Origin of the sequence: Stenotrophomonas sp. SXG-1 (assembly GCF_014083965.1) — a bacterium.
GTDB classification, from domain to species: Bacteria; Pseudomonadota; Gammaproteobacteria; order Xanthomonadales; family Xanthomonadaceae; genus Stenotrophomonas; species Stenotrophomonas geniculata.
On the sequence record NZ_CP046588.1, the window covers coordinates 721,256 to 736,326 of the forward strand.

Genomic DNA, 15,071 nt, shown 5'->3' on the forward strand with positions numbered 1-15,071 from the left:
CCCGGCCTCGAGGCCCAGTGTTCCACCAGCGTGACGACGGACGGCGCTGTCCAACCCCGGACCGCGCAGGCCGCGACCCTGCCAGGCCGGCCGTCATCGTTCTGCCCCGAAACCGCCATCTGGCTGCCGCCTGCCGGGCGCAGGCTGTCGGCCAATCCGGCCGCCGGGCATGAGTGGATCCGCCATGCAGGAACTCGAACAGCGTCTCCAGCAACGCTTCCCCGATTGGTTCCACGGCCGCCGGGGCCAACTGGCACGGCCGTTGCTGCGCAGTGTCGGCCGCTGGTCGCGCCTGGACCAGATCGAAGCGTTCCTGCAGCGCAGTGCAGGATTGCGCGGATTCGGCTTCGTCGCCGCCGCCCTGGAGTTCATCGATGGCCAGTACCAGGTGGATCCGGCCGCGCTGGCGAAGATTCCCGCCACCGGCCGCCTGCTGATCGTCGCCAACCACCCCTCGGGGGCGCTGGACGCCCTCGCACTGCTGGACGCGGTCGGCCGCATCCGCCGTGACGTGCGGATCGTGGCGAACGATCTGTTGGGGGCCATCGCGCCGCTGCAGGACCTGCTGTTGCCGGTGCGCATCCTTGGCGGCAAGGCCCAGCGCGGCAGTCTGCACGCGGTGGAGGAGGCGCTGGCCGCCGAGCAGTGCGTGATCGTGTTCCCGGCCGGCGAGGTCTCGCGCCTCTCGCTGCGAGGCATCCGCGATGGTCGCTGGCAGCGCGGGTTCGTGCGCTTTGCCCGCGCCGCCGGGGCGCCGGTGCTGCCAGTGCGGGTGGAAGCGCGCAACTCAGCGCTGTTCTACGGCGCATCAACCCTGTTCAAGCCGGCCGGCACCGCGCTGCTGGCACGCGAGATGTTCACCCGTCGTGGCCGCCCGCTGCGGCTGAGCATCGGCGAGCCGATGCGGCTGGGCGATGGCGGTGACCCGGGCGCACAGCTGCTGGCGGTACGCCGCGCGCTGTATGCGCTGGGCCGCAATGGCGCGGCCGGCAATGCCGCTGCCTGCGCAGGCCCTGAGCCGCTGGCCGCCCCGGTGCCCCCTTCGCAGGTCGCTGCAGGGATTGCCGCAGCGACCCAGCTGGGCCAGACCGCCGATGGCAAGCAGATCCTGCTGGCCACCTGTACTGCCGATTCGCCGCTGCTGCTGGAGCTGGGCCGCCTGCGCGAACTGACCTTCCGCCAGGTGGGCGAGGGCACCGGGCGCAGCCGTGACCTCGACAACTACGACCCGCAGTACGAGCACATCGTGATCTGGGACGCCGCCGCGCAGCGCATCGCCGGCGCGTACCGGATCATGCGCGGCGCCCACGCACTGGCCCGGCACGGCCTGTCCGGGCTCTACAGCGCGTCGCTGTTCCGCTATTCCGACGATGCCATCACCCACATCGCCGAGGGCCTGGAACTGGGCCGCAGCTTCGTGGTGCCCGACTACTGGGGCAGCCGCAGCCTGGACTATCTGTGGCAGGGCATCGGCGCCTACCTGCAGTGCCGGCCGGGCATCCGCTACCTGTTCGGCGCCGTGTCGATCAGCGCGGCGCTACCGCGTGAAGCGCGCGAGCAGCTGGTGGCGTACTACCAGCGCTATTACAGCGGTACCGCTGGCCTGGCCGAATCGAACCGCCCGTTCCAGTACTTCGCCGCACCGCCCAGTTTCGGTGAGCTGGATGCAGGCGCCGCGTTCGAGGTGCTCAAGGCCAACCTGGCTGCGCTCGGTACCGGCGTACCCACGCTGTACCGCCAGTACACCGATCTGTGTGAACCCGGTGGTGCCCGCTTCCTCGCCTTCGGTGTCGACCCGGACTTCAGCGATTCGATCGACGGCCTGATCGAAGTGGACCTGTGTGCGATCCGGCCGAACAAGCGCAAACGCTACCTGCGCGACGCGGGGACGCCGGCATGAGCGCGCTGGCGAACCTGTCGCCGCACCGGCGCGCAGTGTTCGTCTCCGATGTACATCTGGGTTCACGTCACTGCCATGCCACCGAGCTGGCACGGTTCCTCTCGCAGCTGCGCTGCGAACGGTTGTATCTGGTCGGCGACATCATCGACCTGTGGTGGATGGCGCACCGCCGGGCCAACTGGCGGCAGTCACACAGCGAAGTCATCCAGGCCCTGCACGCGTTGCGCCGTGCCGGGACCGAGATCGTCTACATCCCCGGCAACCACGATGCTTCGCTGCGCCAGGTCTGCGGGTTGATGCTGCCGGCGATGCAGGTGCGCCGCCGCGCCATCCACGTGACCGCCGATGGCCGCCGGCTGCTGGTCGCGCATGGGGACGAGTACGACGGCGTGACCCACTTCGGCGGCCTGCAGGAGAAATTCGGCGATTGGCTGTACTACCGCATCCTGACCGGCAACCAGGCGTTGAACGCGGTGCGGCGCCTGCTGGGGATGCGCTACTGGTCATTGTCTGAATTCCTGAAGAAGCGCAGCGGCGCCGCCGAACGCTACATCGAACGCTTCGTGCAGGCCGGGCTGGACGATGTCCGCCGTCGCGGACTGGATGGCATCATCTGTGGTCACATCCACCGCGCTGCGTTGATTGAACGCGATGGCCTGGTCTACGCGAACGACGGCGACTGGGTGGAAAGCCTGACCGCGCTGGCCGAAGACCACGATGGCGCGCTGCGCCTGCTGGACCACAACGGCCAGACGCTGGTGGAGCTGCCGGGCGCGCGCCTGTCGCAGGCGGCGTAACCCGCGTCTGTCCCCTTGTAGAGCCGAGCCCATGCTTGGCTGCTCTTCATTGCGTGTAACGGCAGCCGAGCATGGGCTCGGCTCTACATGCACCGCCCGCAAGCCGCTAGCATCGGTCCATGGATTCCCTGACCCAGATCGTGCTCGGCGGCGCCGTCGCCGCTGCCATCGCTCCGCCCGGCCAGCGCCGCGCGGCCCTGTTGGCCGGTGCCGCGCTCGGCACCCTGCCGGACCTCGATGCCCTGTGGCTTGGCTTCACCGCCGCCGACCCCGTGGCGAACATGATCGAGCACCGCAGCTTCAGCCATTCGCTGCTGGTGCTGCCCTGGGTGGCAGCGCTGATCTGGTGGCTGTTCAAGCGCTTCGGCAACGGCCGGGTTGCGCAGTCACCGGTGCGCTGGTTCTGGGCGATCCAGCTGGCGCTGGTCACCCATCCGCTGTTGGATGCATTCACCGTTTACGGCACCCAGTTGTGGTGGCCGTTGCGGCCACACCCGACCATGGGCTCCAGCGTCTTCATCATCGATCCCGGCTACACGGTGTGGCTGCTGCTGGGCTGCGTGCTGGCCTGGTTTGGCCGCGCCCGCCCCTGGGCTGGCAAGGTGCTGGGTGTGGCGTTGCTGGCCAGCAGTGCCTATCTGGGCTGGGGCCTGATCGCCAAGGCCCAGGTCGACCGTGCTGCCCAGCAGAGCCTGGCGGCGATGGGCCTGGGCGATGCCCCGCGCTTCTCGGTGCCGATGCCGTTCAACACCCTGCTGTGGCGGGTGGTGGCGATGACGCCGAACGGCTACGTGGTGGGCGACCGCTCGCTGGTGGCCGACCATGGGCCGATGCAGTTCGAAGGCCACGCGTCCAACGTGCAGGCACTGCGTGAAGCAGGGGGCATCCCGGCGGTGCAGCAGCTGACCTGGTTCAACCGTGGCTTCATGCGTGCGCAGGTGATGGACGGCCGGCTGGTGCTGAGCGACCTGCGCATGGGCCTGGAACCGGACTACACCTTCAACTTCGCCGTGGCAGAGCAGGTCGACGGGCAGTGGCGGCCAATCACGCCCGAGCAGCTGCGGGCGGATTACAGCAGTCCCGCCGCGCGCGCTGATGCCGGGCGCCGGCTGGCGGCGATGTGGCAGCGGATCTGGCATGCGCCCGTAGTCGGCGCTGTCGAGTAGATCCACGCCATGCGTGGATGCGGGAGCATTGGTGCCGCGTCGGCTCAATACACCGTGGCGCGGCCCTGCACGAACGAATAGAAGAACACCGCATTCGGGTCGTTCTGCACCAGGCGGAACTCGCGACGCATGCCTTCCACGGTTTCCTCGTCCACCGAGCCGGCCTGCAGCAGTTGGTCGGCGGCCGACAGCAGCAGCTGCTCCCAGAACGCGATCATCGTCTTGCGCCGCGCCGGTTCGCGGTTGTCCAGGTGGATGGTCTTGATCTCGGTGTGCACGTCGCGGAAGCCGCCGGCCAGCAGCAGGTTGCCCAGCTTGGCGCCAACGAACGGGTCGCCCCCGTGGTCGTACTGGAAATCGTTGAACGCCATCCAGTAACGCCAGATGTGCGGCGAATACGGGTCGAGCAGGAACGAGGCATTCATCACCTCGGTGATGTAGACCGGCGAACCCGGTGCCAGCACCCGGCGCACCTCGCTCAGCACGCGCGCCGGTGACGGCACGTGCTCCAGTACCCAGCACAGGAACGCCGAGTCGAAGCTGCGTGCCTCGAACGGGAGCTCGCCGGCGTCAGCCTGCTGCAGGGTGTAGCGATCGCTGCACCACGGCGTGCGCGCCAGGTTCTCGCGCGCGGTGGCCAGCTGAGTCTCGCTCAGGTCCACACCGGTCACGTGCAGCTCGGGGAAGCGGCGCAGCAGGATCTCGGTCTGCGCACCCACGCCGCTGCCGACTTCCAGCAGGCGCCGCGCGCCGCTGTAGTCGATCTGGCCGAAGATGCTCGATTCCAGCAGGCGCGCCTGGGTCATCAGGCGCTGCTGCTCGGTGCCGGAGAACCCGTGCAGGTAGGTCGGGGAGGAGATCGGCGGGGTCATGGGGCGGGCTCTTGTAGCGTCGAGCAGGCTCGACTGTCCGGAAACGCAGGATTGGCGGCTCAGGCCGCCGAAGACAACGCCGGTTCCCCGGCGATCAGGCGGTCGAAGTACTCGGTGGTCAGCGCGATCTGGCTCTGCGGGTCTTCGGCGCGGTTGACCACGGCGCGGAAGGCCGCATTCTCCGGCCGGTCCTTGGCATACCAGCCCAGGTGCTTGCGCGCGATGCGCACGCCCTGCGGCTCGCCATAGAACGCATGCAGTGCGTGCAGGTGGCCGAGCAGGATGTCGCGCACTTCCGCCAACGACGGTGGTGGCAGTTCCTCGCCGGTGGCCAGATAGTGCGCCACTTCGCGGAAGATCCACGGCCGGCCCTGTGCCGAGCGGCCGATCATCACCGCGTCCACGCCGGTCTGCTGCAGCACGTATGCCGCCTTCTGCGGCGAATCGATATCGCCGTTGGCGATCACCGGAATGCGCAGCGCGGCCTTGATCTCGCCGATCGTGGCGTACTCGGCCTGGCCGGTGTAATGCTGGTCGCGGGTGCGGCCATGCACCGCCAGCGCGGCGATGCCGCTGTCCTCGGCGATGCGGGCGATCACCGGGCCATTGCGATGGTCGCAGTCCCACCCGGTGCGGATCTTCAGGGTGACCGGAACGTCCACCGCGTTGACCACGGCCTCGAGGATGCGCGCCACCAGCTGCTCGTCACGCATCAGCGCCGAGCCGGCCCAGGCGTTGCACACCTTCTTGGCCGGGCAGCCCATGTTGATGTCGATGATCTGCGCGCCGTGGTCGACGTTGTAGCGTGCGGCCTCGGCCAGCTGCTGCGGCTCGGTGCCGGCGATCTGCACGCTTATCGGGGCCGGCTCGCCGTCATGGTCCATGCGGTGGATCGACTTGCGCGTGTTCCAGAAACGCGGGTCGCTGATGGTCATTTCCGAGGCGGCCAGCCCCGCGCCCAGCCGTTTGCACAGCAGGCGGAAGGGCTTGTCGGTGACGCCGGCCATGGGCGCCAGCACGACGTTGGGGGCAATGGTGTACGGGCCGATCTGCATGCGCCCATTGTAGGGCGCGGGCGGCGGTACGGCCGTGTCGGCGCGGCTCGGGTTCAGGCCGATCGGCACCGACCTCATGCCGTACCGGCATCAGGAGATGCTTGACGGTTGCTTCCGCCGCCCCCAAGGGCGGGCGATGGTAGGCGGCTACCCCAGGCTCTGCCAGGCCTGGCGGGTACCCAGGGCGAAGGCCAGCCCCAGGCTGAGGTACACCAGTGAACTGACCACCCAGAAGCGCCGGCCGTTGTCGCCGGGCTGGAGCAGGGCCAGCCCGAAGCCCATCGCCGCGCGCAGCAGCAACAGCAGGGCGATGCCCGACAGGACCAGACGGCTGGCCGGCAGCGGCGAATGCCAGCCCGCGGCGGCCAGTGCGTACAGGGTCCAGGCCACCAGCACGGCCGTAATGCCGGCGGTCATCAGCGGCGGCCACCAATGCCCGGCCTGTGCCAGCCGGACCATGCGCGGGCCAGCACCGAAGTACCTGTACCACGCGGCGCCGAAGGCAATACAGCCGATATGCAGCAGGGCCGCAATGGCACTACCGGCGGCGGCAACCAGCAACCAAGGGAATCCGTCCATGTCCTGCCCACGCTGAAACGCTGCGCGGATGGTGGGTGAGGGGCGGGATGCGGGCAATGCGACCGGCAGTCGCAGCCGTCCGATGCGACCACAGGTGATAGCGCTGCGCTCAGCGCGGCGGATCGATCTGCAACCCGGCGCCGAGACGGTCCAGGGCCACGTCCACGCGTGGCAGCCGCTGCCGGCCTTGCGGCCACAACAGGCGCAGCGGCAGGCCGCGGCAGTCCAGCGACGGCAGGATCGAGACCAGGCTGCCGCGCGCCAGCGCGTCATCGACAAGCCAGGTGGCCAGCTGCGCGATGCCGAAGCCGGCCTCGACCGCCGCCACCTGGGCCTCGGCGCTGCCAACCACCAGGCGCGCGCGGGCCTGCAGCGGTGTACTGCGCTGCCCGCCATCGGCCACCTGCCACGGCCCGATGCTGCCGTCCGCGCGTCCGAACAGCACACCGTCATGCCCAGCCAGCTCGGCGGCCGAGCGGGGCTGGCCATGCCGGAGCAGGTAGGCCGGGGAGGCGCAGAAGCGCAGGCATTCGTAACCGAGCTGGCGGCTGCCCAGCGTGGCGGGCAGCGGCTCGGGACCGCCGATGCGTACGGCGAGGTCGACGCCGTCCTCGGCGAGGTCGCTGAAGCGGTCGCTGAAGGTCACCTGCGGATGCAGCTGTGGAAACTCGGCGGCCAGCTGCAGCAGCAACGGCCAGACTTTGAGGCGCCCGAAGGTGGCCGGCGCATCCACCCGCAGGCGGCCCACGGGAGCGTCTGCGTGCGAGACCAGCACTGACTCGGCATCGGCCAGCTCGCCCAGCACCCGCACGCAGGTGCGGTAGAAGCCCTCACCGGCCTCGGTCAGGCGAAGGCGGCGCGTGCTGCGTTCGAACAACCGCGCTCCCAGCCGCGCCTCCAGCCGCGCGATGGTCTTGCCCACCGCCGAACTGGTCAGGTGCAGGCGTTCGGCGGCGGCAGTGAAACTGCCGGCATCGGCGGTGGCGACGAAGGCCTCTATGCCGCGCAGGCGCTCGGTGGGAAGCATGGGGAGAAATTCTGTCCGGAATCGATGGAAAACATAGCAGCAATCGGAACTCACGGAGGAAATAGGCTGGCGACCCCTGTTCTGATGCCCGCCCATGTCCTCCCTTGATTCCGTCGTGACCGCTGTCCACGCAAACGCTCGCGCACGTCTTTCAGTCGTCCTGCTGGCGGTGTCCGCCTTCGTCATCGTCACCACCGAGTTCCTGATCGTCGGCCTGTTGCCCGCGCTGGCGCGCGACCTTGGCCTGGGCATCGCCCGAGCGGGGCAGCTGGTCACCTTGTTCGCGTTCACCGTGATGCTGGCCGGGCCACCCTTGACCGCGCTGCTGTCACACGTCGGCCGGCGCCGCCTGTTCGTGGTCATCCTGCTGTTGTTCGCGGCTTCCAACGCGCTGGCCGCGATGGCCACGCAGCCGTGGCTGCTGGCGCTGGCGCGGGTGCTGCCGGCACTGGCCCTGCCGGTGTTCTGGGGCACCGCCAGCGAGACTGCTGTGCAGCTGGCTCCTGCAGGGCAGGGAGGCCGTGCGGTCGCGCGGGTCTACCTGGGTATCACCGCCGCAATGCTGTTCGGTATCCCACTGGGGACGTTGGCCGCCGACGCCCTCGGTTGGCGCGGCAGCTTCTGGCTGTTGGCGGCCCTGTCGCTGTTGATGGCGGGCGCGCTGGCGTTGTGGATGCCGGACACCGTGGCCGGGCCGCGGCGCGCGCTGGGCGAGCAGGCACGTGTGCTGCGCCAGCCGCAGTTGCTGGGCCATGTGCTGCTGTCGGTGCTGGTGTTCACCGCGATGTTTGCTGCCTACACCTACCTGGCCGATGTACTGGAGCGGCTGATGCGGGTACCGGGGGCACAGGTGGGCTGGTGGTTGATGGGCTTCGGCGCCGTGGGACTGCTCGGCAATGCACTGGGTGGGCGCTGGGTCGATCGTGCGCCCCTGGGCGCGACCCTGGTGTTCTGCGCGGTGCTGGCGCTGGGCATGCTGGCCAGTGTCGGGCTGGCCGGCCACGGCGCATTCGTGCTCATCGCATTGGTCCTGTGGGGTGTGGCGCATACCGCATTGTTCCCGCTGTGCCAGGTGCGGGTGATGCGTGCAGCGCCCCAGGCACAGGCGCTGGCCGGAACCTTGAATGTGTCTGCGGCCAACGCCGGCATCGGCCTGGGTGCGCTGCTGGGAGGTGGGGCCATCGAACGCTTCGGCCTGGCATCGCTGGGCGCGGTGGGCGCCGCCGTCGCGTTGCTGGCGATTGCCGCTGGCCTGTTGCTGGGATGGCTTGCGCGGTCTCGTTCATCCACGCATGGTGTGGATCTGCCTCATTGAAAAGCAAACAGAAAAGCCCGGGTGTCTGCACACCCGGGCTTCTTCATCCACGCATGGCGTGGAATTACTTTGCTTCGGCGTCGGCCGGGGTGAAACGCGGCATTGCCGCAGCGGCACCTTCCTTCTCGGTCGAACGACCGGCGAACTGGTTGGCGAAGCGCACGTGACGGGCGAACGGGGCGTCGGCCACCTGTGCCAGCGATGCGGCCAGCGCACCGTTGAAGGCGTCGCCGGCGCCGGTGGTGTCGATCGCCTGCACCTGTTCGGCACCCACGCGGTAGTACGGCTGGGTATCGCCGCGCAGGTTCTCGTCGGCATGCGACACGAACACGCCCACCGAACCCAGGGTCACCACCACCGTGCCGTTGCCGACCAGCTTGCGGCACAGCGCGTGCAGGCTGGCGCCATCCAGCGCGGCGACGTCGTTGGCATCCACGCGCTCACCGACATGACGGCCGAGCAGGGCGGCGAACTCGGTCTCGTTCGGGGTGATCACATCGGCCAGCTTGAGCAGGCCGATGGTGGAGGGGGCATCGGCCGGTGCGGTGTTGAGCACGGTGGTGACGCCGGCCTCGCGGGCCGTGGCCAGTGCCGCTTCGATGGTCTGCACCGGCGATTCCAGCTGCACCAGCACCACCTTGGCGCCGGTCAGCAGCGCCTGCTGCTGTTGCAGGAAGTCGGTGCTCAGCGCGGCGTTGGCACCCGGGCCGATCACGATGGTGTTGCGGCCGCGCGCGTCCACATAGATGCCGGCGGTGCCGGTCGGTTCGCTGCTGGCTTCGGCGATCAGACCGAAGCCGTCCTGCGCGGCCAGCTCACGGGCGGTGGCGCCACCGGCGTCGTCGCCCAGCGCGCACACGAAGTGGGTGTCGGCACCGGCGCGGCAGGCCGCCACAGCCTGGTTGAAGCCCTTGCCACCGGGGCCGGTGCTGTAACGGCCGGCAATGGTCGCACCCGGTGCCGGCAGCGACTCGCATCGCCACACGTGATCGACATTGAAGGAACCGACGACAACGACACTGCTGCTCATAGGGAATCTTTTCTCAACCAAGGGTTCAACTGAAGTGCGTCAGCACGCCGGCGATGGTCGCCGTCATGAAGGTGGCAATGGTACCGCCCAGCACGGCGCGCAGGCCGAACTTGGCCAGGTCGTGGCGACGTTCCGGGGCCAGCCCGCCGATGCCGCCGATCTGGATCGCGATCGAGCTGAAGTTGGCGAAGCCGCACAGCGCGTAGGTAGCGATCAGGCGACCTTCCTCGGACAGGCTCACGCCGGCGATCTGGCCGTTCACGATCTGCGACAGCTCGGTGTAGGCCACGAACTCGTTGATCACGACCTTCTGGCCGATCAGCGAACCGACGGTGGTGGCATCGGCCCACGGGGTGCCGATCACCCAGGCGATCGGGGCCAGCACGTAACCGAAGATGGTCGACAGGTTGGTCGGCTTGCCGATGGCGGCGGCCAGGCCGGTCACATCGCCAATCCAGGTCAGCGGTGCGTTCAGCAGCGCGATCAGGGCGATGAAGGCCAGCAGCATCGCACCGATGTTCAGCGCCAGCTTCAGGCCGTCACCGGCGCCGGCAGCGGCCGCGTCGATGATGTTGCTGGAGGTCTTCTCCACTTCCATCTTCACCGTGCCGCGGGTGAGCGGGGTGCCGGTTTCCGGAATCAGCAGCTTGGCCACGACCAGGGTGGCCGGCGCGGCCATGATGCTGGCTGCCAGCAGGTGCTTGGCGTAGAACGCCTGCTGCGCCGGATCACCGCCGCCAAGCATGCCCACGTAGGCTGCCAGCACGCCGCCGGCGATGTGCGCCATGCCGCCGATCATCATGGTCAGCAGCTCGGACTGGGTCATCCTGGCGATGTACGGGCGCACGGTCAGCGGCGCCTCGGTCTGGCCGATGAAGACGCTGGCGCAGACGCTGGTGGTTTCCGCACCCGACACGCGCATCACCTTGGTGATCGACCAGGCCATCACGCGCACGATGCCCTGCATGATGTTGAGGTGGTACATCACCCCCATCAGTGCAGAGAAGAAGATGATGGTCGGCAACACCTGGAAGGCGAAGATGAAGCCGTAATTCTTGGTGTCCATCAACGAGCCGAAAATGAAGCCCGAGCCCTCGTTGACGTAGCTGAGGATCTTGACGAAGCCCTTGCCCAGCGCGTCGAACACGTCGCGCCCGCCCGGCACCAGGATCACCAGCGCCGCAAAGGCGATCTGCAGGGTGATACCGGTGGCAACCAGCTTCCAGTCAACCGCGCGCTTGTTATTGGAAAACAACCAGGTGATGCCGATCAGCACCGCCAACCCGAACAGGCCGAAGCCGATCCTGCCCAAACCTTCGACCATGTGAGTGACTCCCCTGGGGCGTCGCGAAAAACGGGAAGCCTAGTGCAGGGCAGGGGCCGGGGCAAGAAAAAGCAGCGTGTGCGCGGCCATCGGTGCCGATCAGGCCAGCAACGGCAAGGGCTTGCGGCTGGCGGCGGCAGGTAGAATGAGGTTCGATCCCGGCCCGGATGCGGGCCCGCAGCAGGAGATTCGCATGCAATACCGTCGCCTGGGCTCCACCGGCCTGCCGATTTCCGCCTTGTCCTTCGGCGCCTGGGTGACCTTCGGCGATCAGGTTCCGCGCGATGAGGCCCGCAACCTGGTGGCCGCCGCCTGGGATCATGGCGTCAATTTCTTCGACAACGCCGAGGGCTATGCCAACGGCCGTGCCGAACAGGTCATGGGGGACGTGATCACCGACCTGCGCCTGCCGCGCGACGGCTTCTGCGTGTCCAGCAAGGTGTTCTTCGGCAGCGCCAAGGACCCGCGACCGACCCAGCGCGGACTGTCGCGCAAGCACGTGACCGACGCCTGCCACGCTGCACTCAAGCGCCTGCGGGTGGACTACCTGGACCTTTATTACTGCCACCGCCCGGATCCGGACGCGCCGATCGCCGAGACCGTGCACGCCATGGATACCCTGGTACGGCAGGGCAAGATCCTTTACTGGGGCACCTCGGAGTGGTCGGCGGCGCAGATCCAGCAGGCGCTGGACATCGCCGAGGCGCGCAACCTGCAGGGCCCGTCGATGGAGCAGCCGCAGTACAACCTGCTGCACCGCGAGCGGGTCGAGGTCGAGTACGCGCCGCTGTATGCAGGTGCCGGCCTGGGCACCACCATCTTCTCGCCGCTGGCCTCGGGCCTGCTCACCGGCAAGTACGACCAGGGCATCCCGGCCGATGCACGGCTGGGGCGCGAAGGCATGGAGTGGTTGCAGGACCTGGTGCTGGGGGCCGACGCCGGGGCCCGCCTGGGCCAGGTGCGCCGTTTCAGCGAAGTCGCGCGCGCACTGGGCCACGCCCCGGCCACGCTGGCGATTGCCTGGTGCCTGCGCAACCCGAATGTCTCCAGCGTGATCCTCGGCGCCAGCCGGGTCAGCCAGCTGCTGCAGAACCTGCAGGCACTGGACGTGCTGGAGCAGGTCGACGCCGCCGGCTGGGCCCAGGTCGAAGCCGTCTTCGCCTGACAGCCCTTTGTGGAGTCGAGCCATGCTCGACTCCGCGCGCAGCGCGGGCGTTTCCTGGCGACGGCGCCAAGAGCAGTCGAGCGTGGCTCGACTCTACAAAGGGGTCGCACCAATCTTTTGATTGATGATGTCTATCGAATTTCCGGATTCGATCATTAATCTCATCAATGAAATTGAGAATGGTTGTTGATTGTCAACTGAGAATCATTATCATTTAACTCGTCCCTCGCACGAGTCCAGATGCTCATGAATGCTCAACCTGTACTGCTGCGCCCCGAAACGCTGACCCTCCGCGATCGACCGGTCCGCGTCGTTCCGCCGGAAGAGGTCATCGACAGCGAAGCCCTGCTCAAGGGCCGTCGTGAAATCCTGATCCAGCACGGCGACCGCTTCTATCGCCTGCGGCACACCAGCAACGACAAGCTGATCCTGACCAAGTAATCGCGGCCTGGTCGCCCGCCTCCCTCCCTCCTGCCGGCAGCGCCGACAGGGTGGGCGACCCGTCCGCTCCCGCTCTCTCCCCCCTCGGTCTACCGCGTGCACCTTCCGGGTGTGCCGGTAACCGGGGGTTCCCCTGCCTGACCGACCAAACCCGATGACCCGCCATACCGCCCTTTGCCTTGCTGTCTGGATGGCGCTGCCGCTGTCCGCCCACGCTGCTGCCACTGCCGCGCCCGATGCGCGCGAATTCGATCGGGTGCAGGTCACCGCCACCCGCACCGAGCGGGCCGTGAGCGACGTGGCGGCCACCGTGGACGTCATCGACCGTGAGCAGATGGACCGGCACCTGGTGCAGGACATCAAGGATCTGGTGCGCTACGAACCGGGCCTGTCGGTCACCCGCAGCGCGACCCGCTTCGGCCTGGATGGTTTCCGCATCCGTGGCCTGGACGGCAACCGCGTGCGCATCCAGACCGATGGCATCGTCATGCCGACCCGGTTCGACATCGGTTCGTTCGCCAGTTCCAACCGCAACTTCACCGACCTCGATACGCTCAAGCGCGTGGAGATCGTGCGTGGCCCGGCCAGTTCGCTGTACGGCTCCGATGCACTCGGTGGCGTGGTCGCGTTCGTCACCAAGGACCCGGCCGACTACCTCAAGGACGGCGAGAACAGCTACTTCGGCCTGAAGTTCGGCTACGACGGTGAGTGGAAGGGCCTGCTCGGCGGTGCCACGGCCGCCTTTGGTGGCGACCACTGGAGCGGCCTGGTCAACGTCAACCACCACCAGGGCCAGGAAACCGACAACAAGGGCACGGTGCGCAGCGACAACGACACCCGCACCGCGTCCAATCCGCAGGATCGCGACGGCCGCAGCCTGCTCAGCAAGCTGGTCTATGCACCCAGCGAAGACCAGCGCTTCCGCCTGACCGTGGAAGGCAACGAAGACACCACCGATACCAATGTGCTGTCGGCGATTGCCAGTGTTGCGCCGCGTCCCGGCGCGACGGCTGCGGCCACTGGCATGAAGTCCCACGACACCCAGAAGCGCAATCGAGTGTCCTTCGCCCACGAAATGGATGCGCTGGACCAGCCGTTCGCCGACAGCCTGCACTGGCAGGTGTACGCGCAGAACAGCGAAACCCGGCAGCAGACCGACGAAACGCGCACCGACGGCACCCGCCGCCACCGCGTGTTCTCCTTCGACCAGCATGCCTATGGCCTGCAGGCGCAGTTCAACAAGGCGTTCACCACCGGCAGCGTCGAGCACGCAGTGACCTACGGTTTCGAAGGCACCCGTACCGAGATCCGCCAGAAGCGCGACGGCTACCAGGTCAGCAAGGCGGGCGTGGTCAGCAACACGGTGCTGCCGGACACCTTCCCGGTGCGTGACTTCCCGATCAGCAAGACCACCGAGCTGGGCCTGTATGCACAGGATGAGATGCGCCTGGCCGACGGCAAGCTGTCGCTGGTGCCGGGCGTGCGCGTGGACCGCTACGAGCTGAAGCCGGAAGTGGACAGCATCTTCGCCGAAGACAACCCGACCACGGCCGTGGCGCAGCTGAAGAAGACCAGCGTGTCGCCGAAGCTGGGCATGGTCTGGCGCTTCACCGACCAGTGGTCGCTGTTCGCCGGTTATGCGCGTGGCTTCCGTTCGCCGCCGTACAACGACGTCAACATCGGCCTGACCAATGTCGCCTTCCGCTATACCGCCATCGCCAATCCGGACCTGAAGCCGGAAACCAGCGACGGCTACGAACTGGGCCTGCGCTTCATCGCGCCGGCGGCGTACGTCAGCGTCAGCGGCTACTACAACGACTACAAGGATTTCATCCAGTCCAACGTCGATACCGGCCGCAACGCACAGGGTTTGACCGTGTTCCAGTCGCAGAACATCGCCGAGGCACGCATCTATGGCGCGGAAATGAAGGCCGGCATCGAGTTCGGCGAGCTCAGCCCGGCGCTGAAGGGCTGGGCGCTGCGCAGTGCATTGGCATGGTCGCGTGGTGACAACCGGACCGATGACGAACCGCTGGCCTCGGTCGATCCGCTGCGTGGCACGCTGGGCCTGATGTACGACACCGATACCTGGGGCGTCGAACTGGCCGGCACCTTCGTGCAGCGCAAGAAGCGCCTGCCGCCGCCAGCTGCGCAGACCAATCCGAACGCACCGGCACCCTTCGTCTACCAGCCGGCCGGCTATGGCGTGCTCGACCTGATGGCGCACTGGAACTTCGCACCGGGTGCAACCTTCAATGTCGGCGTGTTCAACCTGGCCGACAAGCGCTACATCGAATGGTCGTCGATCACCCCGAGCCTGATCACCAATCGCGCACTGAGCGATCGTTTCAGCAGCCCGGGCCGCACCTTCTCCGCCAGCCTTGCCGTTTCCTGGTGACC

At 67.8% G+C, this 15,071-nt stretch carries 13 protein-coding genes; 7 read left to right on the forward strand and 6 right to left on the reverse strand.

What is annotated here, in order from left to right:
• The first annotated feature begins 184 nt into the window (after positions 1-184).
• From GOC52_RS03170 to GOC52_RS03180, 3 genes are all read left to right on the forward strand, one after another.
• A complete protein-coding gene (locus GOC52_RS03170; RefSeq protein WP_191850673.1) occupies positions 185-1,900 on the forward strand; it encodes a lysophospholipid acyltransferase family protein in 1,716 nt (571 codons plus the stop codon).
• The gene (locus GOC52_RS03175) at positions 1,897-2,697 is read left to right on the forward strand and encodes a UDP-2,3-diacylglucosamine diphosphatase (protein WP_019338088.1); all 801 of its coding nucleotides are present in this window, start codon (positions 1,897-1,899) and stop codon (positions 2,695-2,697) included. The genes GOC52_RS03170 and GOC52_RS03175 overlap by 4 nt, the downstream gene beginning before the upstream one ends.
• A 119-nt stretch (positions 2,698-2,816) precedes the next feature.
• Positions 2,817-3,863 carry a metal-dependent hydrolase gene (locus GOC52_RS03180; protein ID WP_010481878.1) on the forward strand — a complete coding sequence of 349 codons (1,047 nt, stop codon included), beginning with the start codon at positions 2,817-2,819 and terminating at the stop codon, positions 3,861-3,863.
• Positions 3,864-3,907: 44 nt separating this feature from the next.
• Here the strand turns inward: GOC52_RS03180 and GOC52_RS03185 are convergent, their stop codons facing one another.
• From GOC52_RS03185 to GOC52_RS03200, 4 genes are all read right to left on the reverse strand, one after another.
• The gene (locus tag GOC52_RS03185) at positions 3,908-4,735 is read right to left on the reverse strand and encodes a class I SAM-dependent methyltransferase (RefSeq protein WP_005415318.1); all 828 of its coding nucleotides are present in this window, start codon (positions 4,733-4,735) and stop codon (positions 3,908-3,910) included.
• A gap of 59 nt (positions 4,736-4,794) precedes the next feature.
• Positions 4,795-5,790: a tRNA dihydrouridine synthase DusB gene (gene dusB, locus GOC52_RS03190; protein ID WP_191851397.1), complete on the reverse strand. Its 996-nt coding sequence runs from the start codon at positions 5,788-5,790 to the stop codon at positions 4,795-4,797.
• A gap of 147 nt (positions 5,791-5,937) precedes the next feature.
• The gene (locus GOC52_RS03195) at positions 5,938-6,369 is read right to left on the reverse strand and encodes a hypothetical protein (RefSeq protein ID WP_191850675.1); all 432 of its coding nucleotides are present in this window, start codon (positions 6,367-6,369) and stop codon (positions 5,938-5,940) included.
• Between the two features lie 109 nt (positions 6,370-6,478).
• Positions 6,479-7,396, reverse strand: a complete 918-nt coding sequence (locus GOC52_RS03200) for a LysR family transcriptional regulator (RefSeq protein ID WP_010481875.1) — start codon at positions 7,394-7,396, stop codon at positions 6,479-6,481.
• Between the two features lie 94 nt (positions 7,397-7,490).
• Between GOC52_RS03200 and GOC52_RS03205 the strand changes: the two genes are divergently transcribed.
• The gene (locus GOC52_RS03205; RefSeq protein ID WP_191850677.1) at positions 7,491-8,711 is read left to right on the forward strand and encodes an MFS transporter; all 1,221 of its coding nucleotides are present in this window, start codon (positions 7,491-7,493) and stop codon (positions 8,709-8,711) included.
• Positions 8,712-8,775: 64 nt separating this feature from the next.
• Here the strand turns inward: GOC52_RS03205 and GOC52_RS03210 are convergent, their stop codons facing one another.
• The gene (locus tag GOC52_RS03210) at positions 8,776-9,741 is read right to left on the reverse strand and encodes a ribokinase (RefSeq protein WP_010481872.1); all 966 of its coding nucleotides are present in this window, start codon (positions 9,739-9,741) and stop codon (positions 8,776-8,778) included.
• Between the two features lie 25 nt (positions 9,742-9,766).
• Complete coding sequence (locus GOC52_RS03215; protein ID WP_010481870.1) at positions 9,767-11,065, reverse strand: NupC/NupG family nucleoside CNT transporter; 1,299 nt, start codon at positions 11,063-11,065, stop codon at positions 9,767-9,769.
• A gap of 193 nt (positions 11,066-11,258) precedes the next feature.
• Here GOC52_RS03215 and GOC52_RS03220 point away from each other — a divergent pair, with 193 nt between their 5' ends.
• The 3 genes from GOC52_RS03220 to GOC52_RS03230 all read left to right on the forward strand — a co-directional run bounded on the left by GOC52_RS03220 (position 11,259) and on the right by GOC52_RS03230 (position 15,069).
• Positions 11,259-12,230, forward strand: a complete 972-nt coding sequence (locus GOC52_RS03220) for an aldo/keto reductase (RefSeq protein ID WP_032129941.1) — start codon at positions 11,259-11,261, stop codon at positions 12,228-12,230.
• A gap of 246 nt (positions 12,231-12,476) precedes the next feature.
• Positions 12,477-12,671, forward strand: coding sequence for a hemin uptake protein HemP (gene hemP, locus GOC52_RS03225; RefSeq protein WP_005412278.1), 195 nt, complete (start codon positions 12,477-12,479; stop codon positions 12,669-12,671).
• Between the two features lie 154 nt (positions 12,672-12,825).
• Positions 12,826-15,069, forward strand: a complete 2,244-nt coding sequence (locus GOC52_RS03230; RefSeq protein WP_458309522.1) for a TonB-dependent hemoglobin/transferrin/lactoferrin family receptor — start codon at positions 12,826-12,828, stop codon at positions 15,067-15,069.
• The last annotated feature ends 2 nt before the right edge of the window (positions 15,070-15,071 follow it).

Coding starts and splice junctions, on each gene's coding strand:
- GOC52_RS03205 (WP_191850677.1), top strand. CDS start 7,491: ATGTCCTCCCTTGATTCCGTCGTGACCGCTGTCCACGCAAACGCTCGC.
- hemP (WP_005412278.1), top strand. CDS start 12,477: ATGAATGCTCAACCTGTACTGCTGCGCCCCGAAACGCTGACCCTCCGC.
- GOC52_RS03175 (WP_019338088.1), top strand. CDS start 1,897: ATGAGCGCGCTGGCGAACCTGTCGCCGCACCGGCGCGCAGTGTTCGTC.
- dusB (WP_191851397.1), bottom strand. CDS start 5,790: ATGCAGATCGGCCCGTACACCATTGCCCCCAACGTCGTGCTGGCGCCC.
- GOC52_RS03195 (WP_191850675.1), bottom strand. CDS start 6,369: ATGGACGGATTCCCTTGGTTGCTGGTTGCCGCCGCCGGTAGTGCCATT.
- GOC52_RS03210 (WP_010481872.1), bottom strand. CDS start 9,741: ATGAGCAGCAGTGTCGTTGTCGTCGGTTCCTTCAATGTCGATCACGTG.
- GOC52_RS03200 (WP_010481875.1), bottom strand. CDS start 7,396: ATGCTTCCCACCGAGCGCCTGCGCGGCATAGAGGCCTTCGTCGCCACC.
- GOC52_RS03185 (WP_005415318.1), bottom strand. CDS start 4,735: ATGACCCCGCCGATCTCCTCCCCGACCTACCTGCACGGGTTCTCCGGC.
- GOC52_RS03170 (WP_191850673.1), top strand. CDS start 185: ATGCAGGAACTCGAACAGCGTCTCCAGCAACGCTTCCCCGATTGGTTC.
- GOC52_RS03220 (WP_032129941.1), top strand. CDS start 11,259: ATGCAATACCGTCGCCTGGGCTCCACCGGCCTGCCGATTTCCGCCTTG.
- GOC52_RS03180 (WP_010481878.1), top strand. CDS start 2,817: ATGGATTCCCTGACCCAGATCGTGCTCGGCGGCGCCGTCGCCGCTGCC.
- GOC52_RS03230 (WP_458309522.1), top strand. CDS start 12,826: ATGACCCGCCATACCGCCCTTTGCCTTGCTGTCTGGATGGCGCTGCCG.
- GOC52_RS03215 (WP_010481870.1), bottom strand. CDS start 11,065: ATGGTCGAAGGTTTGGGCAGGATCGGCTTCGGCCTGTTCGGGTTGGCG.